Here is a 24010-nt window from a genome sequence, read left to right as displayed (position 1 = left end):
CTATGGCTATGTAGTAACAGATTTTAGGGGTTTTGGCTATGCCTGCTGCCAGAGGATGCATTGCTTAAAATACTAAAACCGGCGTTACGCCGGTTTTAGTATTACACAATAAGCTTATTCAGGAACTTTTGACACACCCACCATCGCCGGACGTAATAAACGCCCATTTAATTCATAGCCTTTTTGCATCACAAAAGTAACCGTATTAGGTGGCACATCAGCCGATGGCTGAATAGTCATTGCCTGATGCTGATCAGGATTAAATGGTTGACCTTGGGGATCAATTTGCTGCACACCATATTTAGCTACCGTATCCAGGAAGCTCTTCATGGTTAATTCAACCCCTTCAATAATGCCGGTAAAAGCGTCATCGTCACGGTTAATAAAGGCCAGTGCCCGCTCTAGGTTGTCTACTACCGGCAATAAATCACCGGCGAATTTTTCCAGCGCAAATTTATGGGCTTTTTCTACATCCTGACTGGCACGTCGCCTGGCATTATCCGCTTCCGCTTTGACGCGCAGCATTACGTCTTGCTGCTCAGCAAGTTTAGCCTGAGCTTGGGTTAACTCTGTTTCAAGTTTCGAAATAATGGCCTGCTCACCCGATAATTCAACGGTGTCGGCATGGTTGTTATGCTGCTGTGCTGAAGAATTATCTTGTTTGCTATCTTCTGCCTGCTCGTTCGGCTTTGCTTGCTCTGTCATGCTAACTACTCCAAATGAAAGTAGGACTATTATGGGGATAGATTCTGTCGATTCAAGTTTAAATTTAAACGATGAGCGCATGCTTCTACCAGAGGTACTAATTTAGCATAGTTCATCCGGCGCGGCCCTAACAACGCAATAAAACGGTGCGGCTGAGTTTGATAACGCTGACTGATAAGGCTCACCGGTGCCAGTTCAACAAAACCAGACTCTTTACCCAGAATAAGTTTAGGGTGATCATCGGTAGTCACTTGCTGCAGCAAATTGATTAGGCCAGCTGGCTGCTCCAGTAGCTGGGAAACCTGTTGTAATGCTGTGCTATTCTGATACTCAGGGCTTAATAACAATTGATGCTGACCGAATATAAGCGGTTGATGCTGCTGAAATTCATCCAGACTAAGCTGCCCCAACACAGTGTTAATTAGTAGTTGGCTACAGCCACTTTCGCTTCTAACAATACTGGCTAGGCGGGCAATGCCGTCTTGCCATTGGCCATTCGCCAACGCCGCATTTAATAAACACAGTACCTTGCCCAGCGTGGCGCTGTCGATGCTTTGAGCGCAGTCGATTACCCGATGCAAAATATCGCCGTCTTCATCAATAACCACTAATAATAAACGGTCGCTGGCAAGGCGAACCAAATCAATTTGCCGCACTTCACGGCCGCTGGCTTTTGGCGGGCTGATAATAGCGACACAACCGGTAAGATTAGTTAACAACTGGCCCGCTTGCTGGCAAAGCAATGACACCGGCAAAGTAGGTACCAAGCGGCGCTGTATTTCAGCTTGCCAGCGGCTACTTAATGGCTGCATGGTAAGCATTTTGTCAATAAACAATCTAATTCCGCTGGTAGTAGGTACCCGACCGGCAGAAGTATGAGGAGAACGAATAAAACCCCGCTGCTCTAACTGCACCATGGTGTTACGTACCGTCGCTGAGCTAACGGCTAACGCCTGATTTTCAGCAATAAGTTTACTGGATACCGGCAAGCCATCGGCCAGGTATTGTTCTACTATCAGCTTTAATATCAGTTCTGCCCTGCTTAGCGCCACCGCCATACTGCGTAATACCTTGTCCAGTGTTGTTAAATGATCTGGGGGTTAAAATAGTAATATCAAGTTGATACCTCAGTAAAATAGCGCAGATGCTGGTCGCCAGCTTGCGACACCGCTATACTCAAACAATGCCAGCCAAGGAGCTCACTATGAGCCATGCATTCACGAAAATTGGACTGATCGGTAAACCTAACCACCAAGGCGCTAATCATACCCTGGTAAGTCTGTATCATTTTCTTACGGCCAAAGGCCTCGACGTATTTGTTGAAGAACGGGTAGCGCAATCGCTGGCGCTGGCCGATGCTAAGATACTCGACTTAGTTGACCTGGGTAAAACCTGCGATCTCGCCATTGTAGTAGGCGGCGATGGCAATATGCTAGGTGCCGCTAGAGTATTGGCCCGCTTCGACGTTGCCGTACTGGGAGTAAACCGGGGCAATCTTGGTTTTTTAACCGATTTAGCGCCGGAGTTTTTTGAACAACCTTTAGCCGATGTGTTAGACGGAAATTTTGTTACAGAAAAAAGAAACCTGCTGGAAATATCCGTCCATCGTCATGGCAGCATAAAAAGCAGTAACAGTGCGGTAAACGAGGCGGTACTGCACGCCGACAAAGTTGCTCATATGATTGAATTTGAAGCTTACATCAACAATGAGTTTGTCTACAGCCAGCGCTCAGATGGGTTAATTGTTAGCACGCCAACCGGCTCTACTGCTTACTCGTTATCCGGTGGCGGGCCTATTCTTACCCCGGATCTTGACGCCATGTGCCTGGTGCCCATGTTTCCTCATACGTTAAGTAGCAGGCCGCTAGTGGTAGCTGGTAATAGCGAAATTTGTTTAAAAGTAGCAGAAAGTAATGATGCACAACTACAGATCAGCTGTGACAGCCATGTCATTCTGGCTGTAATGCCTGGCGATGAAATTTACATTCGTAAACACCCGACACCACTACGATTAGTGCACCCCCCCGGTTACAGTTACTTCCATGTGCTGCGCAATAAACTCGGTTGGGGCGCAAAACTCTACTAGGGTATATTTCCTTACATAAAAACGAGGCTTGCAAAATGGACAATTACTGTATAAATTTACACTGTATATAAAAACAGTTTAAGCAGTACTTTTTCCTGACAGGAGTTACAGCATGCTAAGCCACCTTCATATCAGTAATTTTGCTATTGTGCGGGCATTAGAAATAGATTGGCAAACCGGTATGTCAACGATTACCGGCGAAACCGGTGCCGGCAAGTCTATCGCTATTGATGCCCTATCGCTTTGCTTAGGCGAACGCGCCGACGCCACGGTAGTTCGCCCCGGTGCAGACAAAGCCGATATTGTTGCCACCTTTGATATTGCTAAGCTACCACAGGCACAGCTCTGGCTTGAACAACAAGATTTAGCTATGGGTAGCGAATGTATAGTGCGCCGGGTAATCAACAATGAAGGTCGCTCGCGCGGTTATATTAATGGTGTACAGGTTCCGGCGCAGCAATTAAAAGCACTGGGGCAATATTTACTGAGCATTCATGGCCAGCATGCCCACCAGCAACTATTAAAATCTGATTATCAACGTCAATTACTGGATGCCTTTGCTGACAATGCGCCGCTGCGCAGCAACATAAAACAGCAGTATCAGCAATGGCAGACATTAAAGCAGGAATACCTGCAGCTTGAGACAAGCCAGCAGCAACGCGATGCACAGCGCCAATTACTGGAATATCAGGTAGCAGAACTGGATCAGTTTGCACCGGTAACCGATGAATTTGCCCAACTTGAAGTCGAGCAAAGCCGCTTAAGCCATGGCCAGACTTTGCTTAGCCAGAGCCAACAGTGTATTGATCAACTATATGACAATGACGACGGTTCAATTTATCAGGCGTTGTCAGCGGTTAACCAACAATTGCAGCAGCTATGCCTGCTGGATACCAGCTTAACCCCACTACAGTTAATGCTGGCTGATGCATTAATGCAAACCGAAGAAGCCAGCCGTGAATTGCGCCGCTATGCCGAAAAAGTTGAACTTGACCCGGAGCGGCTAGAAGCAATTGATGAGCGGATGGGCCAATGGCTAAACCTTAGCCGCAAACATCAGGTTACGTTTGAACAACTGCCTGGGTTTCATCAGCAATTATCTGCCCAACTGGCCGAATTAACTGGCAATGACCAACGACTGGTGCAACTGGAAGCAGAGTTAACCGAAGCTGAGCAACATTACCAACAGTTTGCTGCTGAGCTACACCAGCAACGGCAAGTAGCGGCCACTAAGCTGAGCCAGTTAATTGTTAGCAGTATGCATGAGCTAAGCATGGCCAATTCCCGCTTTGAAATTAGCGTGCAAGCGCTTAGCTTAGAGCAAGCCAGTAGCCATGGCGCAGACCACATTAGTTTTAGTGTTTCAACTAACCCGGGCCAACCATTACAGCCGCTGGCTAAAGTGGCCTCAGGCGGAGAGCTGTCACGCATCAGCCTGGCAGTACAGGTTATTCTGGCTGATAAAATTACCACGCCCACGCTGATTTTTGATGAAGTGGATGTGGGCATCAGCGGCCCGGTGGCAGCCGGAGTAGGTAAGTTATTGCGCCAACTAGGTGAGTCTACCCAGATCATTTGTGTTACACATTTACCTCAGGTTGCCAGCCAGGGTCATCAGCAGTTATTCGTTGAAAAATATACCGATGGCCAGGCAACCGAAACCCGGATGCGCTGCTTAAATGATGAACAACGTATTGGCGAAATAGCCCGCCTACTGGCTGGAGAGAATATTAGTGCCAGCGCGTTAGCAAATGCCCGCGAACTTTTATGCGCCCCGGCAGTCTGAAAGAAGATTTTTCAGCAAGGCTGTCATAGGGTATGATAGCGATAACCGGACTTAACAGACGAAAACGATGAAAACAGTAGTACAATTTTTAGTAGTAATAGGCTTGCTAACCAGCCTAAGCGCATGCTCTAACGTGATTTACCGGATTGATGTGCCTCAGGGTAATTTTCTGGAGCAAAAAGATATCAATAAATTGCGGGTTGCGATGACCAAAGAGCAAGTTAAGTTTGTACTAGGTAGCCCGGTTGCTGAAAATGCCTTTGATAATGATACCTGGCATTATTTTTATTCTTTAAAAGGCGGCCGTGGTAATAACTTCAAAAAACAATTAGTTGTTGAGTTTAAAGACGATAAATTACTTGATATATCTGGTGATTTTGAAAAGTCTGCCGATTTCAGCACGCCACTGGACATTTAATAAATCTACGTTACAAAAACACTAACAAAGAATAAGTTTACCCTAAAACGACCGTTGAAGCCGCTGACGGGCTGAAGCGAGCCGCCATAGAAAGGCTTAAGACGTGTCGTTATGGGTAATCTGATTTAGTAAACTTTATTAATGTTCTTGCTTACGCCCACCCGTCACTTTGTCTGCCCGGCCTTCATCTTTCGCTTTTTCAGCCCGGCGGCGACGTAAGTCTTTTGGATCAGCAATTAACGGTCGGTAAATTTCAATCCTATCACCGTCTTTAACCTGCTCATCAAGCTTAACCGGCCGGCTCCACACCCCCACCTTCTGGCTGGTTAAATCTATCTCAGGATACTGCTGGCAAATACCAGACTGCTCAATAACCTGCTGCACCGTGCTACCAGGCATTACTGCCAGGGTAAGCAAACTTTGCTGTGCAGGCAGAGCGTAAGCCACTTCTATTGTTAGCGGTTCAGCCATGATTGGCCCCGTAAACCACTTTCGCCCGTTGTGAAAAAGCATTCACCATGGCCGCCGCCAGTTCAGAAAACACTTTACCAAAAGCAAACTGCACCAGCCCATTGGTAAATTCAAATTCAAGACGCAATATTACTTTACAAGAATGTTCGTTAATTGGCGAAAAGTGCCAGTTACCCTGCAATCGCTTAAAAGGACCATCGACCAGCTGTAACTCAATTCGTTCATGGGGGTATAAAATATTGCGGGTAGTAAAAGATTGGCCAATACCCGCCTTGGAAACCTGCAACTTCGCCACCATCTCATTATCTGACTGGCTTAAAATATCAGCTGATGTACAGCCAGGCAAAAACTGTGGGTAATCTGGTATGGCATTTACCAGGTCAAACATTTGCTGCGCACTGTAAAAAACCAAGGAACTGCGCTCAATTTGTGGCATACTCACTCCCCTTAAACTCGCTGCTGATTGTAACAGAATAACGCGAGGCAACAAGGCCGGCATTGCATGGCCGTATCGGGATATAGAGCAGCGTACCCGGTTTTAGCCTGAGCAGAAATAGCGAATTATGAGCAAAAAAAAATCAAGTAATAAAGACGGCACCATCGCGCAAAACAAAAAAGCCCGCCATGAATATTTCCTGGAAGACAGGTACGAGGCAGGTATTAGTTTGCAGGGCTGGGAAGTAAAAAGTATCCGCGAAGGCAAAGTAAATTTGTCTGACGCTTACGTTATTCTTAAAGATGGCGAAGCCTTTCTGTTTGGTGCACAAATTCAAGCGTTAAAAAGCGCTTCCAGCCATGTCATTTGTGATCCGGATCGCAGTCGCAAACTACTGCTTAACAAACGTGAATTAATGAAGCTTATCGGTTTGAAAGAACGTGATGGCTACACCCTGATTGCTACTGCTATGTATTGGAAAGCCTGTTGGGTTAAAGTAGAGTTTCATCTGGCCAAAGGTAAAAAGCAGCATGATAAACGCGATGATATTAAAGACCGTGATTGGTCGCGTGAAAAAGAACGGATGATGAAACACAGTAAGCGTTAAACATTTTTTATATTATGGTTGAAACTATTATTGCCCCACCCCATCTAATGGCTGTGTTACAGTGTTAATGACATTATAACGAGTAAAAGTGCTTTTACCTTTTTAACAGTTCCATGCGATAGGTCCTTGTGATAAACAGGTAACAAGCGTATAATCTTGAAACACTAATGTGTAAGTGTAACACCAAAGAATTCGGGGCTGATACTGGATTCGACGGGATTCACGAACTCCTAGGTGCATGCCGAGGTGCGGTAGGCCTCGTAAAAAAACCGCAAAAAACTAGTCGCAAACGACGAAAACTACGCACTCGCTGCTTAATAGGCAGTAGAGAGCTCTTCCCCTTATGCATGTCTGTAAGCTGAGACTCTGGAAGATCACCCCTAACAGAATCGCGTAGCGTCTTCGCCTGGAGACAACACGTTAAAACCAATCAGGCTCGCCCGACGATAGCCTGCCATTCGGCGCTCAGAGGGTTAACTAAATGAATGTGCTAAGCATGTAGTACCGACGATGTAGGTTTTTCGGACGGGGGTTCAACTCCCCCCAGCTCCACCACACAAAGCAAAGGCCACCGCAAGGTGGCCTTTGCTTTTCTGCTTTTAAAAAACCATTTTAGCAAGCGATTATCTGCTAACTAAAAATAGCTTAAGCATTGAATCGTAGTGAATTTATTGCTAATTCTGCTTATTGTCTTTTTGAAAAGCTGTGCAATACTGGACAATTATAAACATTACTACAGGCTGTTCTTATGTTTAAGTACATTATGCTAAGCATATTGTGTTTTAGCTTATTTGGCTGCTCACCTTCAAATAAGCCGGTAGCGCAAGACAGTGCGCAAGTGTCAAAACAAAGCAGTGAACACTATGCTGTGTTAATTGGCGGCAACAATGTTGGTGCACTCAAAATAGAAAGATTGAATAATGAACTAAGTATTGATTATGGATTTAGCAACAACGGTCGCGGTGCCAGTAGCGTAGAGACCCTTCGGCTTTCTGACGACGGATTACCTTTAGAATGGAAAATTACTGGCAAAACCGTGTTTGGTAATACCGTTGATGAATTTTTTGTTGCCAGTGACGCTAGCGCATCCTGGCAAGATGCAGCTGGCGGTGGTAAAGCAACCTTCTCAGGTAACTCGATTTATGTCGCACAAAATGCAAGCCCTTATTCGCTTTATATTTATGCGAATGCCCTGCTAAATAGACAGGACAATACATTGCCAGCGTTACCTGGCGGAGAGCTTAGAATAGATAAACTTGATACGATTGCTTTACAAAGCACAAAAACAGACACGCCTATCGACGCCAGCATTTATGCAATTTCAGGTATTAACTTAGACCCCAGCTATATTGCACTTAATAGCGAAGGGCAAATGCTTGCATATTTGACTCCTCGCTTCACGCTTCTTCAAAATGACTTGCTCAGTGAAGACCAGAAACTACGTGAACTGGCAGCAGACTTAAATGCATCTCGCTTTGAAAAGATTGCAAAGCGCGCCACCAATATATTTGATAAACCGGTGCGCATCAATAATGTACGGATTTTTGAACCACAGACGTTATCGCTTTCCCCGCCTAAATCAGTGCTGTTAAACCAAAACAAAATTGCTGCAATTGAGGCAATAGTGCAAACACCTTCTCCGGACGAAGTAGTAATTGAAGGCAATGGTGGCACACTTATTCCAGGTTTGTTTGAAATGCACGCTCACATGAGTGACGATGACGCATTGCTAAATGTAATGGCCGGCATTACCTCCGTCCGTGATATGGGCAATGAAAAGGAAGTACTTGAAGCCTTAGAAGATAAAATCGAACGCCATATTTTAATTGGTCCCCGCATCACAAAAAGTGCATTTATCGAAGGTAAAAGCCCATTTTCTAACGCCACTGGCGAGCTGGCTTCAACCGAACAAGAAGCGGTAGATCTAATTAAAATGTATGCTGAACGCGGCGGCTATCATCAGATTAAAATTTATAGCTCCATTAAAGGTGAGTGGGTGCCAGCAATGGTGGCTGAAGCTAAAAAACACGGCATGCGGGTGGCAGGTCACATTCCAGCATTTTCCAAAGTTGATGAAATGATGCTCAGCGGCTACGACGAAATAACGCATATTAATCAGCTTATGTTGAGCTGGGTTCTGGATAGAGAAGAAGACACCCGTACCTTATTTCGGATCACCGGCATGAAACGCTTTGCAGATTTAGATCTTGATAGCGAAGCGGTTAAAACCTCTCTTGATATTATGGTCGATAAAAAAATTGCCATCGACCCAACTATGGTGATACATGAATTTGGGCTCACCGGCCGAAACGGCGAAACGAGAATTGGCATGGTTGATTACGTTGATAACATGCCTATTGGTGTGCAGCGCTCAGCCAAACAAGCACTGTTGAATGTAGCGGATGACTCAGAAGACAAAGCCTATAAAGCAGCTTTTGATAAAATCCTGGCTACTTTAAGCCTAATGCACAAACGCGGTATTTTTATCGTTCCCGGCACAGATTTAGGCGGCGCATTTGAGCTACATCGTGAGTTAGAATTGTTCTCAAAGATAGGTATGTCAAATGCGCAGGTTTTACGCCGAGCTTCTTACGACATGGCTAACTACTTAGCTTACGGTGAGCAATTAGGTAGTATTGAAGTAGGCAAACTAGCCGATTTTTTCTTAGTACCGGGCAATCCATTAGACGACTTACGCGCAATTAAAAGCGTATCAATGGTATCTAAAGATGGACAGATTTATTTTCCGTCTCAAGTTTATCCTGAATTTGGCATTAAACCCTTCACTGATGTGCCATTTGTGCATCAAGCCAACTAACAACATTTTAAATTACGCAAGTCATATAGCGCCACCACACAAAGCCATAGGCCACTGCGAGGTAGCCTTTGTCTTTTCTGCTTTAAAAAATGAGACGCAATTTACTGCTCTGGCTTGCCTTGGCGCAACGCTTTGGTTTTACTGCGCTGTTTTTTTCCTTCTAAACGGCGTTGCATACTGCCGAAGGTGGGCTTAGTTGCTACCCGTTTTTTCTGAACCTTGGCAACCGACTGCACCAACTCAATAAATTGCGCCAGCGCCATCTCGCGGTTCATCTCCTGGCTGCGGCTTTGCTGGCACTTAATAATTACTTTGCCGCTTTTGCTGATACGGTGATCACTCCGGTTTAGCAGCCGATGCTTATAAAATTCAGGCAGTGTAGACGCCACAATATCAAATATAATTTGCACTGCAGTCGCCACCTTATTAACATGCTGACCGCCAGCGCCTGAGGCACGGATAAATTGCCACTCCAATTCGCTGTCCGCGATGCTGACACTGCTTGATATTGTAATTGCCACGTTTTCCTACCATTTATTGCTTAAAGTAATGTTTGATACGCTAAAACTTAGTTTATTACCCTAGAATGAATAAAAAAAAATTCAAAATTAACATCTGTAAAATCAAATAACTATTACGAAATTAGCTGTAATTGAAACAAATTGGCGTATTTCAGATTTGACGCATCGCTTTATCATCTGCATAGTTATTACACCTGAGCACAATGAAGTGCCCTGATACTTTAGCACGGACTGTTATGTCTTATCAGGCAAAGCATAAATAAACATAAACCGTAACTTTAGTTGATAGGCTTAAAAACACTATCACTTTTAGGGCATAACGATGACAGGGTTTAATCCGACGTCTAAAAAGCCGGAGCAAGAAATTTTTGTACCAAAAATATCACCAGAGCGTCCGGTTCAACAACATGACTTATCTGAGTTCAGTACTTTTTTTAAAGCCTCTCAAGCCATTTGCCATCAGGAAAAGCATAAAGTTTTTCAATTACGCCACAAAGTGTATTGTGAAGAACTTCGCTTTGAACCTTGCCAACCTTCCGGCTTGGAGCAGGATGCTTTTGACACACGGGCATTACATTGCAGTCTGGCGGAAGCTCATAGCGGAGAAATAGCCGGCACTGTCAGGCTAATTCATTGCGAACAAGAGCAAGAACCGGCACCGTTGCCCATTGAACAGTACTTTGCTGGTCGCTTTACTGCCCCCCATTTAATGCCGCAATGTTTTCCACGGCAACATGTCTGTGAAATATCACGATTAGCGGTGGCTGCCAAGTTTAGGCGCCGCCTGAAAGACGCCACAGCTAAAGATTTGCCCGCTTTAAATAGTATCAGTCAACCTTTTAACCGTTTTATTGCTATAGGCCTTTATTTGATGGCAACTGCACTATGCTTAGAAAAAGGTTATTACCATGGTTTTGTCAGCATTGAGCCGAGCCTTGCCAGAATACTGCAACGAATTGGTATTAACTTTACCCTTATTGGTGAAATAATCGAGTTTAATGGTAAGCGAGCCCCTTATTATTTAGATGGCCGGCAAGTTATTGCCAATTTACAACCTGAATACCGGCAACTTATGCAAACCTTAAGTCTCCAGTTGTTAACTGTGCCCGAACAAGCGATTATAACCAAACAGTTAAATGACGATGCCGATGTACAGTGGGCCAGCGCCTGATACACAGCGTATACTATTGATCTTTTATTAACAGATAGCTGTTATGGATTCATTAAGTCAGATTTGTTTAGGTGCAGCAGTAAGCACATTGTTTATGGGTCGTAGCGTACCGCTGAAACAAGCAATGCTGTGGGGAGCCGTTGCTGGCACCTTACCTGATCTCGATGTCTTGTTCGACGCTGGTGATGCAATAGCTAACATGGTTAGCCATCGTGCTCATACCCACGCCCCTTTTTACTTAGCCTTGTTCAGCCCGCTACTTGCCTGGTTAGTCTGTATTCTTCAGCGGCAACAACAACTTTATCCGCGTTGGTTACTGGCTATTAGCCTGGTACTAATCACTCACCCGTTATTGGATGTTATGACCATTTATGGCACAAGGCTTGGCTTGCCATTTACTGACACCCCATTTGGGATTGGCAGTATTTTTATTATTGACCCGTTATACACCTTACCGCTATTGGCTGGCCTGATTTTCGCTATGAGCAAACCCAAACGGAGCATTAAAGCGTCGGCATGGGGCCTTACCGTGTCATCACTGTATTTACTGTGGAGTTTTAGTGCCCAGCAAATGGTACTGCAACGCGCCAAGGCGTTGCTGCCAGCGCCGACAGTGCAGAGTTCTCAGAACTTACCCATAACACAGCGTGTGCTGGTAACGCCGACCCCTTTCAACACGCTACTGTGGCGTATTTTGATTATGACGGAGCACGGATACTATGAAGGTTTTTACAGTTTACTTAATGGTACACGGGATATTCAGTATCAGTTTTATCCACAAAACATCGAGTTGCGGCAGCGCCATGCGTCACACCCTGATATAGCGCGCATTGCCGCGTTTAGTCATGGTTTCTATGGTTTAGAGCAACAAGGAGACAACTTAATCCTTAGTGATTTGCGAATGGGACTGCGCGAAAATTATGCCTTTACTTTTCAGGTAACCGCCGATGCTAGTATGCCTGCAAAAGCGTTGCCACGCGCTTATGACATGGGCACTACCTTACGCTGGATGCAGCAACAACTGATCATGACCGGCTAGCGGCCATTAACCTTGCTTACAACCGAATAGCTAAACCATCATTTAGTGCCCGCCGATAGGCAGTAAACGCCGGAATACAAGCCATTACCGCACTGGCTAATACAATAGCGCCGGCCCAGTAAAGAGTTTGCAAACTAAACGGATTAATTTTAATAAACAAACCATATTGGCTGGCCAGGGTATCTTGCAACCCCCATAACGCGATCACTAAGGTAATGGCTGCCAGCAACATAGCGGTTAGCGTTAAGAGCAATACTTCTAACTGGATAAGCACAAACAAATACCAGGGATGCGCCCCTACCGCACGTAAAATGGCCATTTCACGTTGCCGCTCTTTCATCGATGCCAGTAATGTTGTCATCATACCCACTAAGCCGGCTACCAATACCAACAAGGTTATTAATAACAATAAATTCTCTACCATACTAAGCATTTGCCACAGTTCAGCTAATGCCACACCCGGTAAAATTGCCGATAACGCCTCGCCACGAAACTCGTTGATTTGCCGTTGCACTACAAAAGTTGCCATCCGGGATTGCAGCCCAACCATAAAAGCGGTAATGGCTTTAGGGGTTAAATCTTGCGTTAACGCTTGTTCTGCACTTACTTTTCGCCCGGGCATGGGTGCACCTTGCTGCCAATCCAGATGAATAGCTTCAATTCCCTCTAAGCTAACGTGAACAGTTTGATCAAGCGGAGTACCCGTCGGCGCTAAAATACCGGTAACCGTAAAAGGTTTATCTTTATGTTCACTAAAGCTCACTACACCTATACCGTGGGCCAATGTAATATTGTCACCTAACTGGTAGCCTAGTTTACTGGCAACCTCTGCGCCAAGCACGGTGTCATAAACGTGGCTAAAAGGCTGGCCTTGAGCAAACTGTAACGTTTGCTTATTGGCATAACGATAATGCTCAAAGTAATCCTGATTGGTACCCAGTACCCGGTACCCCCGGTGTGAATCGCCCAGCGATAACGGAATAGTCCAGCTAATTTGCGGATGTTTGCTAATACGCTGATAAGTATCCCAACTAACATTGGCGGTAGCATTCCCTATGCGAAATACCGAGTACAGTAATAAATTAAGCTGACCAGAACGGGCGCCGACAATTAAGTCTGTGCCAGCAATAGTACTGGTAAAGCTTTGCCGGGCCTCTTTGCGCAAGTGGTCTATCCCAAATAACAATACCAAACTGATTGCCAATGAAAATATAGTCATCAACGCCGTGCCACGGCGATTTAACAAACTTTGCCGAGCAAGTTTCATCAACATGGCTGTGCTCCTGCTGCCAGATTTTGCATATCCAGTTGTAAGTTAAAATAGTGACGTAAATTGGCATCATGACTGACAAAAATCACGGTAGTCTGACAAGCATTAGCTTGCTCCAGTAATATTCGCATAAAGCTATCCCGATTATCTGCATCCAGCGCAGAGGTTGGCTCGTCTGCTATTAACAAGGCCGGTTGCGTTAGCAACGCACGGGCAATAGCAACCCGTTGCTGCTGTCCTACACTAAGTAATGCGGCTTTTTGAGTAAGCATGTCTGCTGTTAATCCCAAGCTTTGCAATAAAACCTTGGCACGTTGCCGGCTTTTTGCTGGCTTGATACCGGCGAAATGGGCACTTAGCAGCACATTATCCAATACCGATAAATATGAAATCAGATTGAGCTGCTGAAAGACCACGCCAATATTTTTTGCTCGTAACGTGTCGCGTTTAGCTGCGGATAAACGACTAAATGGCGCACCACCAAGTATAATGTCGCCTTGCTTGGGGGCAATAATACCCGCCAGTAAGTTAAGTAAGGTGGTTTTTCCGCTGCCCGATGCGCCTTTGATAAACAAATGCTGCCCGGGCTGTAATATCAGCTGTGGCAGACTAAGTTGCCAAGCCGTCGGCTGGTAATAAAACAGCACGTTTTTGAGTTCAATAGCAGGAATTTTCGGCTTGTCAGTCACAGGTTTATTCCCGGTCATGTTATGATCACAAAATCAGTTGGTGTCTATTATGCAAAATAAAGAAGGTAAGCTCCAATGCTTAATAAGTTATCTGTTACGTTATCTATGCTGTTGGTCGCAAGTTTTAGCTTGTTACTTAGTGCCAACGAAGTAAAAACTATCGAATGGACTGATTTAATGCCGGAAGAGGATTTAGCGTTGCTGATGGCGATGCCAGAAGTGCAGCATGATTATAGTCAGTCTTCGCCGTTTGATGATAACTACAACGGTGACGATCCTGCAGCTGGACAGTGGGAACAAATTTTACAATCAGCCAAAGTGAAAGAAGAATTTAATAACACCAAAGTACGTATTCCAGGCTTTATTGTGCCGCTGGAATTTGACGATGAGCAAAATGTAACCAGTTTTTTCCTGGTACCCTACTTTGGGGCCTGTATTCATGTACCACCACCACCACCGAACCAGATTATTTTTGTCAGCGGCGCTAAAAATCTGAAAGCCGACATGATTTACTCACCCTTTTGGATAATTGGCACCATTACTACTCAGTCGATGAGTCATGATCTTGCTAATGCCGCCTATAGTTTAAAAGCGGATGTTATTGAAGAATACACCTACTAATTATTACCGGTAGTTATTATAAAAAAAGCCCCCGCTATGCCACAGGCCGCTGGGGCTTTTTTATAAGAAATAATGAGTTTAAAAGATAACAGCATTACCCGCCAAACTCAGTTCAGTTGCGCCCTGCTGGCCATTAATAACCCATTGCACTGTGATTTTTTCTAAGCTCGGCACCAAATTAAACAACCCGACTGTCAGTTCATTAAAACGTGCTGGCTGCTGACAAATTAAACTAATATTTGCGTAAAAGTCAGCATGTTTGCTGCTAACTTTAGCCGTTAAGTCGGTATTAGCATCCGCTTCACTTAACTCACAGCCCGCCTCCGGGTTAATGGTAAACCAATTGCCCTCGCGCAATATGTCTAGCGCAGCGGCTATTTCCTGGTGTTGTTCGTTATTATTAGGCGCATGTTCAAAACCCACAATGTTGTAAGCAGCCGACTGCAGCGCCACCATCGCCTCGTTGCCCTCCAGCACTATGGTTAAAGTTGCCAAGCCATGCACATGCGTACCAGGGCTGGTAAAGTCATCGTCATGCTCATGCTGATGCTCATGCTGATGAGGCTGGTCTTTTTGGTGAGCTATCAAGGTTGGCGACGCGAGTAACACCCCCCCTACGACCAGGGCATTAGCGCAGTAATAAGCTAAAGTAGTTAGGCGAAATAGTGACATAGTTTAAATCCTGATAATAATAATTTTCCTTATCATACCTGCTTGTTAAAACTGCGCAATATCTGACAACGGCAATACCCTGGCAAAGACTGAAAACATTGATCTGAGGCGAAAAACTTCGCGTACAGCACAATACCAGTATGAGGAGAAAGGTTTTATGGCCAAGCTTATCGTTATTTTAGGGGATCAGCTCAGCCCAGCCCTTTCCGCGTTGCGTGAAGCAAAAACTGATGATGTCATTTTAATCGCCGAAGTTAAGCAAGAAGCCAGCTACGTTAAACACCATAAACATAAAATTATTTTATTGTTTAGTGCTATGCGCCACTTTGCAGAGGTATTGCGCCAACAAGGCTATACGGTTTGTTATTACCATTACGACCAGCAACCCGCAATGGCCTCTATCACCGCAGCAGTTGAACATACCCTTAAGCAACAGCCGCACCTAAACGCTATTATGCTAACCGAATGTGGCGAATATCGCCTACAACAAGAAATAACTTGCTGGCAGCAAACATTTGAACTGCCAGTGCATATTCTTGATGACGACAGGTTTTTATGTAGCAAGGCCATGTTTGCTCAGTGGGCTGATGGTCGAAAACAACTGCGCATGGAATATTTTTACCGCGAAATGCGCCGCTACACCGGTTTATTACTTGACAGTAAACAGCAACCCGTTGGTGGCCAATGGAATTTTGACAAGGCCAACCGCAAAAGCGCACCGGCAAACTTGAAAGCTATAGCGCCACTGCACTTTACGCCGGATGCAATTACCCTTGAGGTTATGGCCCTGGTCAGTGAACATTTTGCTGAGCACCCTGGCGCAACAGACAATTTTTGTTATGCGGTAACAGGCAAGCAGGCAAGAGAGGCATTTAATCATTTTGTGGCCGAGCAACTGGTCAAGTTTGGTGACTACCAGGATGCCATGGTAATGAATGAGCCATTCTTATTTCATAGCATTTGTTCTATTTACCTTAATTGTGGGCTACTCGACGTGCGCTGGATGTGCCAGAAAGTGGAAGCTGCCTACCAGCAAGACAAGGTGGCTATTAATGCGGCCGAAGGGTTTATCAGACAATTGATTGGCTGGCGTGAATATGTGCGTGGCTTGTACTGGTTACTGATGCCCGAATATAAAGAGCGTAATTTTTTAAATGCCACCCGGCCCTTACCCGGCTATTACTGGCATGGCGACACCAACATGCGCTGCATGCAACAAGCTATAAGCCATACCATGACCCACGCTTACTCACACCATATTCAACGACTAATGATAACCGGTAATTTTGCTTTACTCAGCGGCTTAGATGTTAGTGCAGTTACCGACTGGTATCTGGCCGTTTATGCCGATGCCTACGAATGGGTAGAATTACCTAACACTTTGGGCATGGCCTTATTTGCTGACGATGGCGTGCTAGCGTCTAAACCTTACGCCGCTAGTGGTGCTTATATAAATCGCATGAGCAACTATTGCCAACATTGCCATTATAAGGTTAAAGAAAGTACTGGCGATAAAGCCTGTCCTTTTAATGTGTTGTATTGGGATTTTTTGGCTCGCAACGAAGATAAACTAGGTGGTAATGCCAGAATGCAGCTATCTTACAAAAACTGGTTCAACAAAGACAAGCAACAACAACAGGCACTGCGTGATAAAGCCGCTGAGTATCTGATTAAGCTGGAGCAACTATGACCCGTTTAGTGTTGCTAGATCAGGCACTTCGTTTACATGATAACCCACTACTGTTCAGTGGCACTGCTGATAATAATAATGGTGATGCGACAGGGCAAAATCCTCAGCAGTTAGTTGCGGTGGTGTGTCTGGACAAAGCCGCGTACTTTAGTCGCCAATATGGCCTGCAGCGCGCTAATTTACAGCGGTTGCAGCAACAATTACAGTTAATTGACCACACTGCCCAGGCGCTTGAACAATTCGATATAGGCCTTATAACCTTGTTTGGCGAGCCTGCCACTGAAATAAGTACCCTGGCTAGGTCGCTGCAGGTAACTGACATTTTAGCTGCCACACCGCATGGTTATCGCGAACAGCAAACAATTGCTTTGCTAAGCGAACGCTTTGCAGTAACAACTCTTGATATCAACAGCCTGCTGGGCAGTGCTGAATTGGCGCCAGAATTACCCCGTTTGCCAGACAGTTTTAGTGCATTTCGTAAACAACGTGAACCACTACTGCTTGTTACTGCTGCACTGCCGCCATTCCAGCCTCAGCCTGGTCAGCAGTGGCTTACGCCGGTTGAAACAGCACCCTTTAGCGAAAGTTTTATGCAGCTGGCGCCTTTTCGCCAAACGTCTTTGTCAGCAGGTAGCTCAGAGCAGCAGGCGCTACAGCGACTTAACGATTATATCTGGCAGCATGCGGCCATTAGTCATTACAAAACCAGTCGTAACGGCTTGCTAGGTGACTACTACGCCAGTAAGTTTTCAGCCGCGCTGGCTACCGGCAGTCTTTCAGTACGTTTTTGTTGGCAACAAATTGTGCAGTTTGAACAACAACAGCTTACTAATGAATCTACCTACTGGTTGAAATTCGAGTTGCTGTGGCGCGAGTTCTTCCGCTGGCAATTTCGTAAATACGGTAAATCCTGGTTTAGTAAAAATGCTATTAAAGGTCCGCTGGATTTCAGTAAACCCAGCCTGAATAACAAGCAGCAACTTAAGTTTAACAATTGGTGTGCCGGGCAGAGTGGCGTGCCTTTTATTGATGCCAATATGCGGTTGCTAAATGCCAGCGGTTTAATGAGTAACCGCGGCCGCCAGAATGTGGCAAGTTATCTTATTCACGATCTTGGCATAGACTGGCGGCTGGGCGCGGCTTATTTTGAGCAGCGGCTACTGGATTATGATGTGGCCAGTAACTGGGGGAACTGGTCCTATATTGCCGGCAGTGGCAACAGCGGTGAGCGCCAGTTTAATGTTATAAAACAAGCCATTTCTTATGATAGTAATGGTGATTTTGTGCGTGCTATGCTGCCAGAATTAAGCGCCAGTGGCAGTTTAATTCATCGACCGGCAGCACACGTTACTGTACCCGGACATTGGCATAACTGGCTGGCAAAACTAACCGGCCCGGGACAATAAGCATTAATGACCAGCCTGGTATGGTTTAAGCGTGACCTGCGCGTAGACGATCATCAGCCATTATGGCATGCCGCACAACAAGGTGCCGTGCTGCCCATTTATATTATTGAACCCGATTATTGGCAGCAACCCGATGCCTCGTTGCGCCATTGGCAGTATATTGCGCCAGCCCTGCAGCAACTTGAGCAGCAGCTTAATAAACTGGGTCAACCGTTGATAGTGATAAAAGGAGCAGCTACCTCGGTGCTGCGCCAACTTTGTCAGCAGTTTTCGATTACGGCGGTATATAGCCATGAAGAAACGGGTAATTTATGGACGTACCAGCGTGACCTTGCGGTAGCTAAACTACTGCAAAACCTACAAATTCCCTGGCAGCAGTATCGCCAATTTGCCGTGTTTCGACAGTTAGCCAATCGGGATAACTGGTTTGAGTTAGCCGATAGCTGGTTAAAGTCACCACTTTGCCCGACACCAACATCGTTGCCCTGGCTCATTGCGGCACCAACCAATGTCACGTCAATCAACTTGGCCACCGTCAATTTGACGTCGATAGTACCGCAGCGTAAGCGGGACTTACCGCCAATTTCCCGACTGCAGCAGCCTATTGAGGCAGCAGCGACTTTCAGCGGTTTTATTATGCAGCGCAGCCGCTATTACCGGCAGCATATTTCACTACCAGCCAAAGCAACTAACAGCTGCTCCAGGTTAAGCCCGCACATTAGTTATGGCCAGCTTAGTTTGCGCCAGTTGCAACAGCACAGCCTGCTAGCAACAAAACAACAAACTAATACTATACATAAACAAGGTTTACAGGCGTTTTTTAGCCGCTTACGCTGGCATTGTCATTTTATCCAAAAACTGGAAGACGAACCGGCCATTGAGTTTTGCAATATGCATCGTGGCTTTGATGGCATGCGCGAAGCCGATTTTAACCCCGCGCTATTTGCCGCTTGGCAAAGCGGTCATACCGGCTATCCGCTTATTGACGCGGCAATGCGTTGTTTGCTGGCTACTGGCTGGCTGCACTTTCGTGGCCGCGCTATGTTAGTCGCTTTTGCCAGTTACCATTTGTGGTTACACTGGCGGCCGGTAGCACTGCATTTAGCCCAATGTTTTGTTGACTATGAACCGGGCATTCATTACCCGCAAATTCAAATGCAAGCCGGCACCACGGGTATTAACCCCAACCGCATGTATAACCCGTTAAAACAAAGTCAGTTAAAGGATCCTGATGGCCAGTTTATTCGCCAGTGGTTGCCTGAACTGAGGCAAGTACCTAATGGTTGGCTGCATAGCCCGTGGTTAATGCCGCTAACGTTGCAACAGCAATATGGTTGTATCATAGGCAGTAATTATCCGGCGCCGATAGTAGATTTACAGCAAGCGCAGCAACAGGCCAGAGCAAAACTTAGCCATTGGCTGCATAGTCAGCAGCGAGGAGCATGGCAACAGCAGAAAAAAGCGGTTATTGGCCGCCATGCCAGCCGCAAGCGGCCAGTAACACGCAAAAAGTTGCCATCGAAAGATCAGTTAAGTTTTGACTGGTAGTTAAGCATCAATAGGCGTTTATTCAACAATACGTTGTAACACCGTTGGCGGTTGATGTTCCAACCACTGCACCGTTTGCCAAATTGCCTGCATTGCCTTTTGAGGAAACTCTGGCTTAATGCGCTGCCAGGTATCTGCCGTTGTATGATAGTAAGCGTGTTCCTGACCACCGAAAAACAAATAAGCTATACCCGCCTGATGAAAGGGACCATGATCACTGGCATTTGGCCAATCGAGGCGCCGTATATCGCGCAGCTTGCCCGGCGGGCCACGATGATGCAAAAACCGAATATTGCTAAAGTCAGCCTCCAACTCAGCTATTAGCTCAGGAAAATGTCTGGCACCGGTAAGATAAAGTTTGCCGCGCTGATCAGGGTGGCTAAGCATATCCAGATTCAAATTTAATACTATGCGATTTAACGGTACTGGCGGTGCAGCAACAAACGCCTTACTGCCATATAAGCCGTCTTCTTCAGCGTCAGTAGCAACAAACAAATAGGAATACGCTGGGCAAACTACACTAAGCCTGGCGGCTAGCTCTAGCATGGTGGCTACGCCAGAGGCATTATCGTCTGCACCATAAAATACTTTGCGCCCTTGTGTGCCCAGATGATCGTAGTGTGCAGTAACTACAATGAAGTGTTCGGGATAAGTGCAACCTTGCCTATAACCCACCATATTAATAGCAACTTTATTTTGCCCAAAACCATAGTTAAATCTGTGTTGGTAGTTTGGGGTAAACCCTGCCAGGGATAGATTTACGTAACGTTCCTGAATAAACTGCCGAGCCAGCTCAGCGCCTGCCGTACCGGTTTGACGGCCTTGCATAGCAGCAGAGCTAAGCGTTTGTATATCTACTAGCCATTGAGCTTGAGCGCTACCAGCGCATAACATTAAACACAACAAAATAATGGCTGGCATAGTTGGTTAGCTTATTGCTGCAATTTTATCGCTTCAAGTTTGGCATAATAGCGAAGTTGCATACCGTTTCCAGCAGCCAGCTCAGTAGCTTTAATCATCGTCTGATACGCTAACTTAAGCTGGTTATTTTGGAAATAGGCTAACGCTAGTTCTAATTGTAACTGGTGGATATAAGGGGCTTGTTGAGTGGCCTTTTTAAAATACGTTAACGCCTCAGAATAATTTTGCTGTTGCGATGCCGTTTTACCTAATACATACCATTGATAAGGATCATGTTCATCCAAAGTTGCTAAATACTCAAATAATGCGTCGGCGCCCACTTTATCACCGATACTCTGCTTTAATACTGCAAAATTGCTTATTAATGCGGCCTTACTTTCAGACACATCCAAGCCATACTGATAAAACTGCTGCGCTAAAGCCGGGTAATCTAAGCGCCGATGCACTACAGCGGTCAGGTTAATAGCTGCACCATAAGTCGGCGCTAGTGCTAACGCCGTGCGCATTAAGGCCAGAGCTTGCTCATATTGCTCTGCTAACAGCGCATCTGCAGCAAGATTACGATAAAACATGGCAAAAAACGTATCATTTGAAATTCGGGGACCAGTCATGCGATAACCGGCAGTAGGCATATAATCGACAATAATTATCGATTGCGCCTGATAATGCTTCCCTTCTGGTGACAACGCAGCGGGATCGTATAAAAAAGTACGTACATGATCTGATGTCAGCATTAGATCGTTCTCTATGCTGTACACTGGGGCAGAGACAATACTTTGAAACTTTACTTCAATCCCTGCTATGTCTGCCAACGCTTTCGTCAATACCGCTAACGACATGCAGTTGCCACTATTTAGTGCATAAGCTTGTGATGCCGTATGATTTTTTCCCTGATAATCAAACCCCGATATTTTTCTTTCTAAAAACTGATATAACCGCTCATGAGCAGCAATGGTTTGTCGCTCGGGAGCGGTAAAGTAAGCTAAAAATTCAGCCTGCTGCTCGACAGAGAGTGTGAATATATCTTCAAGAGTAGGTACTTTAGCCTCTGCAGTGGCTAATGCAGCTGAATAGGGCAGCGGGGCTAAGACATTAGCCGGTAAGCGTGCAGTATTACAGCCAATAAACAGGGTTAAGCTTAATAAGGCGGTAGTGAGTAATTTCAATTTATAATTTGGCATAACGTCTTAACGTTAATTAAACATTAACATTGTTATATCGCATCTTCATCTTCTTCGCCAGTCCGAATTCGAATAACCCGTTCTACTTCAAATACAAAAATCTTACCATCGCCAATGCGGCCGGTTTGCGCTGTTTTCATAATGGCGTCGATACAACGTTCCACTAGCTCATCGCCCACCACAATTTCTAATTTAACTTTAGGCAGAAAATCAACCATGTATTCTGCCCCTCGGTACAACTCGGTATGGCCTTTTTGCCGGCCAAAGCCTTTAACTTCGGTTACTGTCATACCGGTTATGTTGATTTCGGCCAATGCCTCTCGCACATCATCTAATTTAAAAGGCTTAATAATGGCTTCAATTTTTTTCATCAGGATTTCCAGAGTGTTGGGCCAGAAGATGGCATGAGTATAATACAAGCCGCCGCCCGCTTCAGCTATTTAGCGGCAATTAGTTGATCCTATTTCGCTCAGATACGTTAAAATAATTTGCATTTTTTAACTAAGGGCTAACTAGCATGCAAGCAGCACACATTATTGCCCAGATGCGGGTATTACCAGAAATAGATACCAATGTTGAAATTAGCCGCCGGGTTAATTTCATTAAACAGCAATTACGAAGCTCAGGCATGACATGCCTGGTTTTGGGGATCAGTGGCGGCGTTGATTCCACCACTTGTGGTCGACTGGCTCAACTAGCCGTTAATGAATTAAATGAGGAACAGGGTGGTGGCTACCAGTTTATTGCGGTTAGACTACCCTATGGTAGCCAGCGCGATGAAGAGGAAGCACAGTTAGCGCTTAGCTTTATTGCGCCCACTACCGCCATTAGTGTCAATATTAAAGCGGCAACCGATGCCTTACATGGTGCTACGCTGCAGGCGCTTGCTGGCGATGGTAAGGCAGATATTACTGAGGCTAAAGCCGATTTTGCCAAAGGCAATATTAAAGCCCGCAGCCGGATGATAGCGCAATATCATATTGCTGCACTAAATAATGGCCTGGTGTTAGGCACCGACCATTCGGCAGAAAACATTACCGGTTTTTACACCAAGTGGGGTGATGGTGCCTGCGATTTAGCACCGCTATTTGGTTTAAGTAAGCGCCAGGTAAGAGCTGTAGCCGCTAAGCTGGGTGCACCCGAGCAACTCGTGGTTAAAACCCCCACCGCTGATTTAGAGTGCTTAAGCCCGCAAAAAGCCGATGAAGCAGCACTGGGTTTAAGCTACGAGCAAATTGATGACTTTTTGGAAGGCAAAGCCGTAGCGCCAAAGGTAGTTGCACGCTTAATCAGTATTTACCTAAAAACACAACATAAACGACAGCCTATTGCCACTATTTACGATTAGTAATGTTTAACGCCAGGCATGGCTGGCGTTAAACATAAAAACTATTATTAAATATATTTGCTACACTTTGCTTACCTTTATTGCTAATTTTAGCAAGGAGCAAAGATGAAACAACGAGGCCTAACCTTACTCGAGCTGATGCTGGCATTAGCGATAATGGCTATTTTATTGCAAATTGCCCTACCTGCGCTGTCAGAACTAATTAACAAACAACGGGCCGGCAGTTATATGCAGCAGTTAAGCCGCCACCTGGGGTATGCCCGCATTCAGGCGGCAAGCAGCCAGCAGCCCGTACGGTTATGTCCGCTGTCAGGCACCGAATGCCAAAGCAGCTGGCATAGCTATCCACTGGTGATGAGTTTGCTTAATCCACATAACGACACCGAATATGTATTGCGACAACTCTCCCCTGTTTTTAGCCAGCATCGGTTAAAATACAACCGCAGCCAACTACAGTTTCGCCGCGATGGCAGTTTAAATGCGTTAGAAAATGGTACCTTTTACTATTGCCCGCAAGCTTCGTTTCGTTGGCATTATACGTTAGTACTAAACCAGGCAGGACGAAACCGCTTAACCTTTCAGGATGCACCCTGCCCCAGTTAATTT

24 protein-coding genes and 1 other RNA gene are annotated in these 24010 nt (G+C 45.5%); 14 read left to right on the top strand and 11 right to left on the bottom strand.

Annotated elements, in window-relative coordinates:
• Nucleotides 1-114 precede the first annotated feature (114 nt).
• The gene (grpE, locus tag VT06_RS12040; protein WP_046554556.1) at nt 115-705 is read right to left on the bottom strand and encodes a nucleotide exchange factor GrpE; all 591 of its coding nucleotides are present in this window, start codon (nt 703-705) and stop codon (nt 115-117) included.
• A 29-nt stretch (nt 706-734) separates the two neighbouring features.
• Nucleotides 735-1763 (bottom strand): heat-inducible transcriptional repressor HrcA, encoded by a 1029-nt coding sequence (gene hrcA, locus VT06_RS12035; protein WP_046554555.1) that lies wholly within the window; start codon nt 1761-1763, stop codon nt 735-737.
• Nucleotides 1764-1909: 146 nt separating this feature from the next.
• On the opposite strand from hrcA, the gene nadK reads away from it, so the two are divergent.
• The 3 genes from nadK to VT06_RS12020 all read left to right on the top strand — a co-directional run bounded on the left by nadK (nt 1910) and on the right by VT06_RS12020 (nt 4995).
• Nucleotides 1910-2791 carry an NAD(+) kinase gene (nadK, locus tag VT06_RS12030; RefSeq protein WP_046554554.1) on the top strand — a complete coding sequence of 294 codons (882 nt, stop codon included), beginning with the start codon at nt 1910-1912 and terminating at the stop codon, nt 2789-2791.
• Between the two features lie 112 nt (nt 2792-2903).
• A complete protein-coding gene (gene recN, locus VT06_RS12025; RefSeq protein ID WP_046554553.1) occupies nt 2904-4577 on the top strand; it encodes a DNA repair protein RecN in 1674 nt (557 codons plus the stop codon).
• Between the two features lie 67 nt (nt 4578-4644).
• Nucleotides 4645-4995: an outer membrane protein assembly factor BamE gene (locus VT06_RS12020; RefSeq protein ID WP_046554552.1), complete on the top strand. Its 351-nt coding sequence runs from the start codon at nt 4645-4647 to the stop codon at nt 4993-4995.
• A gap of 138 nt (nt 4996-5133) precedes the next feature.
• Here VT06_RS12020 and VT06_RS12015 read toward each other — a convergent pair whose 3' ends face one another.
• Both VT06_RS12015 and VT06_RS12010 read right to left on the bottom strand, forming a co-directional pair.
• Complete coding sequence (locus tag VT06_RS12015) at nt 5134-5466, bottom strand: RnfH family protein (RefSeq protein ID WP_046554551.1); 333 nt, start codon at nt 5464-5466, stop codon at nt 5134-5136.
• Nucleotides 5459-5902 (bottom strand): type II toxin-antitoxin system RatA family toxin, encoded by a 444-nt coding sequence (locus VT06_RS12010; RefSeq protein WP_046554550.1) that lies wholly within the window; start codon nt 5900-5902, stop codon nt 5459-5461. The genes VT06_RS12015 and VT06_RS12010 overlap by 8 nt, the downstream gene beginning before the upstream one ends.
• Nucleotides 5903-6029: 127 nt before the next feature.
• On the opposite strand from VT06_RS12010, the gene smpB reads away from it, so the two are divergent.
• The 3 genes from smpB to VT06_RS12000 all read left to right on the top strand — a co-directional run bounded on the left by smpB (nt 6030) and on the right by VT06_RS12000 (nt 9327).
• Complete coding sequence (gene smpB, locus VT06_RS12005; protein WP_046554549.1) at nt 6030-6509, top strand: SsrA-binding protein SmpB; 480 nt, start codon at nt 6030-6032, stop codon at nt 6507-6509.
• Nucleotides 6510-6703: 194 nt separating this feature from the next.
• Nucleotides 6704-7064, top strand: a transfer-messenger RNA (tmRNA) gene (gene ssrA, locus VT06_RS17835).
• A 193-nt stretch (nt 7065-7257) separates the two neighbouring features.
• Nucleotides 7258-9327 (top strand): amidohydrolase family protein, encoded by a 2070-nt coding sequence (locus tag VT06_RS12000; RefSeq protein WP_052750247.1) that lies wholly within the window; start codon nt 7258-7260, stop codon nt 9325-9327.
• A 101-nt stretch (nt 9328-9428) separates the two neighbouring features.
• Here VT06_RS12000 and arfB read toward each other — a convergent pair whose 3' ends face one another.
• A complete protein-coding gene (gene arfB, locus VT06_RS11995; RefSeq protein WP_046554548.1) occupies nt 9429-9848 on the bottom strand; it encodes an alternative ribosome rescue aminoacyl-tRNA hydrolase ArfB in 420 nt (139 codons plus the stop codon).
• A gap of 322 nt (nt 9849-10170) precedes the next feature.
• On the opposite strand from arfB, the gene VT06_RS11990 reads away from it, so the two are divergent.
• Nucleotides 10171-11019, top strand: coding sequence for a PEP-CTERM/exosortase system-associated acyltransferase (locus VT06_RS11990; RefSeq protein WP_052750246.1), 849 nt, complete (start codon nt 10171-10173; stop codon nt 11017-11019).
• Nucleotides 11020-11062: 43 nt separating this feature from the next.
• The gene (locus VT06_RS11985) at nt 11063-12058 is read left to right on the top strand and encodes a metal-dependent hydrolase (protein ID WP_046554547.1); all 996 of its coding nucleotides are present in this window, start codon (nt 11063-11065) and stop codon (nt 12056-12058) included.
• 16 nt (nt 12059-12074) lie between these two features.
• Here the strand turns inward: VT06_RS11985 and VT06_RS11980 are convergent, their stop codons facing one another.
• Entirely contained in the window at nt 12075-13331 is a 1257-nt protein-coding gene (locus VT06_RS11980) for an ABC transporter permease (RefSeq protein ID WP_046554546.1), read from the bottom strand.
• Complete coding sequence (locus VT06_RS11975) at nt 13325-14017, bottom strand: ABC transporter ATP-binding protein (protein ID WP_046554587.1); 693 nt, start codon at nt 14015-14017, stop codon at nt 13325-13327. Before VT06_RS11975 ends, VT06_RS11980 begins: the two co-directional genes overlap by 7 nt.
• Nucleotides 14018-14092: 75 nt before the next feature.
• Here VT06_RS11975 and VT06_RS11970 point away from each other — a divergent pair, with 75 nt between their 5' ends.
• A complete protein-coding gene (locus VT06_RS11970) occupies nt 14093-14638 on the top strand; it encodes a DUF3299 domain-containing protein (protein ID WP_046554545.1) in 546 nt (181 codons plus the stop codon).
• Between the two features lie 78 nt (nt 14639-14716).
• Here VT06_RS11970 and VT06_RS11965 read toward each other — a convergent pair whose 3' ends face one another.
• Nucleotides 14717-15310 (bottom strand): DUF2796 domain-containing protein, encoded by a 594-nt coding sequence (locus tag VT06_RS11965; protein ID WP_046554544.1) that lies wholly within the window; start codon nt 15308-15310, stop codon nt 14717-14719.
• Nucleotides 15311-15467: 157 nt separating this feature from the next.
• Between VT06_RS11965 and VT06_RS11960 the strand changes: the two genes are divergently transcribed.
• Genes VT06_RS11960 through VT06_RS11950 form a run of 3 tightly spaced genes read left to right on the top strand, consistent with a single transcriptional unit; the run spans nt 15468 to nt 19954 of the window.
• Complete coding sequence (locus tag VT06_RS11960) at nt 15468-17000, top strand: cryptochrome/photolyase family protein (RefSeq protein WP_046554543.1); 1533 nt, start codon at nt 15468-15470, stop codon at nt 16998-17000.
• On the top strand, nt 16997-18406 hold the full coding sequence (locus VT06_RS11955; protein ID WP_046554542.1) for a DASH family cryptochrome: 1410 nt from the start codon (nt 16997-16999) through the stop codon (nt 18404-18406). Before VT06_RS11960 ends, VT06_RS11955 begins: the two co-directional genes overlap by 4 nt.
• A gap of 6 nt (nt 18407-18412) precedes the next feature.
• Nucleotides 18413-19954 carry a deoxyribodipyrimidine photo-lyase gene (locus VT06_RS11950; RefSeq protein WP_046554541.1) on the top strand — a complete coding sequence of 514 codons (1542 nt, stop codon included), beginning with the start codon at nt 18413-18415 and terminating at the stop codon, nt 19952-19954.
• 18 nt (nt 19955-19972) lie between these two features.
• Here VT06_RS11950 and VT06_RS11945 read toward each other — a convergent pair whose 3' ends face one another.
• From VT06_RS11945 to glnB, 3 genes are read right to left on the bottom strand one after another with little or no spacing between them, the layout of a single operon-like run.
• Nucleotides 19973-20875 (bottom strand): M28 family peptidase, encoded by a 903-nt coding sequence (locus VT06_RS11945; RefSeq protein WP_046554540.1) that lies wholly within the window; start codon nt 20873-20875, stop codon nt 19973-19975.
• 11 nt (nt 20876-20886) lie between these two features.
• Entirely contained in the window at nt 20887-22056 is a 1170-nt protein-coding gene (locus VT06_RS11940) for a lipopolysaccharide assembly protein LapB (protein WP_052750245.1), read from the bottom strand.
• 32 nt (nt 22057-22088) lie between these two features.
• Nucleotides 22089-22427: a nitrogen regulatory protein P-II gene (glnB, locus tag VT06_RS11935; RefSeq protein ID WP_046554539.1), complete on the bottom strand. Its 339-nt coding sequence runs from the start codon at nt 22425-22427 to the stop codon at nt 22089-22091.
• 146 nt (nt 22428-22573) lie between these two features.
• On the opposite strand from glnB, the gene nadE reads away from it, so the two are divergent.
• A complete protein-coding gene (gene nadE / locus VT06_RS11930) occupies nt 22574-23404 on the top strand; it encodes an ammonia-dependent NAD(+) synthetase (RefSeq protein ID WP_046554538.1) in 831 nt (276 codons plus the stop codon).
• Nucleotides 23405-23509: 105 nt separating this feature from the next.
• A complete protein-coding gene (locus VT06_RS11925) occupies nt 23510-24007 on the top strand; it encodes a GspH/FimT family pseudopilin (RefSeq protein ID WP_046554537.1) in 498 nt (165 codons plus the stop codon).
• The last annotated feature ends 3 nt before the right edge of the window (nt 24008-24010 follow it).

This window comes from Arsukibacterium sp. MJ3, assembly GCF_000987765.1.
Taxonomy (GTDB): domain Bacteria; phylum Pseudomonadota; class Gammaproteobacteria; order Enterobacterales; family Alteromonadaceae; genus Alishewanella.
The sequence above is the reverse complement of the archived record's forward strand: the minus strand, read 5'-3'. Positions and strand labels throughout refer to the sequence as shown.

Coding starts and splice junctions, on each gene's coding strand:
- VT06_RS11960 (WP_046554543.1), top strand. CDS start 15,468: ATGGCCAAGCTTATCGTTATTTTAGGGGATCAGCTCAGCCCAGCCCTT.
- smpB (WP_046554549.1), top strand. CDS start 6,030: ATGAGCAAAAAAAAATCAAGTAATAAAGACGGCACCATCGCGCAAAAC.
- recN (WP_046554553.1), top strand. CDS start 2,904: ATGCTAAGCCACCTTCATATCAGTAATTTTGCTATTGTGCGGGCATTA.
- VT06_RS11945 (WP_046554540.1), bottom strand. CDS start 20,875: ATGCCAGCCATTATTTTGTTGTGTTTAATGTTATGCGCTGGTAGCGCT.
- hrcA (WP_046554555.1), bottom strand. CDS start 1,763: ATGGCGGTGGCGCTAAGCAGGGCAGAACTGATATTAAAGCTGATAGTA.
- VT06_RS11985 (WP_046554547.1), top strand. CDS start 11,063: ATGGATTCATTAAGTCAGATTTGTTTAGGTGCAGCAGTAAGCACATTG.
- glnB (WP_046554539.1), bottom strand. CDS start 22,427: ATGAAAAAAATTGAAGCCATTATTAAGCCTTTTAAATTAGATGATGTG.
- VT06_RS11940 (WP_052750245.1), bottom strand. CDS start 22,056: ATGCCAAATTATAAATTGAAATTACTCACTACCGCCTTATTAAGCTTA.
- VT06_RS11950 (WP_046554541.1), top strand. CDS start 18,413: ATGACCAGCCTGGTATGGTTTAAGCGTGACCTGCGCGTAGACGATCAT.
- nadE (WP_046554538.1), top strand. CDS start 22,574: ATGCAAGCAGCACACATTATTGCCCAGATGCGGGTATTACCAGAAATA.
- VT06_RS11990 (WP_052750246.1), top strand. CDS start 10,171: ATGACAGGGTTTAATCCGACGTCTAAAAAGCCGGAGCAAGAAATTTTT.
- VT06_RS12020 (WP_046554552.1), top strand. CDS start 4,645: ATGAAAACAGTAGTACAATTTTTAGTAGTAATAGGCTTGCTAACCAGC.
- VT06_RS11965 (WP_046554544.1), bottom strand. CDS start 15,310: ATGTCACTATTTCGCCTAACTACTTTAGCTTATTACTGCGCTAATGCC.
- VT06_RS11980 (WP_046554546.1), bottom strand. CDS start 13,331: ATGTTGATGAAACTTGCTCGGCAAAGTTTGTTAAATCGCCGTGGCACG.
- VT06_RS12010 (WP_046554550.1), bottom strand. CDS start 5,902: ATGCCACAAATTGAGCGCAGTTCCTTGGTTTTTTACAGTGCGCAGCAA.
- VT06_RS11970 (WP_046554545.1), top strand. CDS start 14,093: ATGCTTAATAAGTTATCTGTTACGTTATCTATGCTGTTGGTCGCAAGT.
- nadK (WP_046554554.1), top strand. CDS start 1,910: ATGAGCCATGCATTCACGAAAATTGGACTGATCGGTAAACCTAACCAC.
- VT06_RS12000 (WP_052750247.1), top strand. CDS start 7,258: ATGTTTAAGTACATTATGCTAAGCATATTGTGTTTTAGCTTATTTGGC.
- grpE (WP_046554556.1), bottom strand. CDS start 705: ATGACAGAGCAAGCAAAGCCGAACGAGCAGGCAGAAGATAGCAAACAA.
- VT06_RS11955 (WP_046554542.1), top strand. CDS start 16,997: ATGACCCGTTTAGTGTTGCTAGATCAGGCACTTCGTTTACATGATAAC.
- VT06_RS12015 (WP_046554551.1), bottom strand. CDS start 5,466: ATGGCTGAACCGCTAACAATAGAAGTGGCTTACGCTCTGCCTGCACAG.
- VT06_RS11925 (WP_046554537.1), top strand. CDS start 23,510: ATGAAACAACGAGGCCTAACCTTACTCGAGCTGATGCTGGCATTAGCG.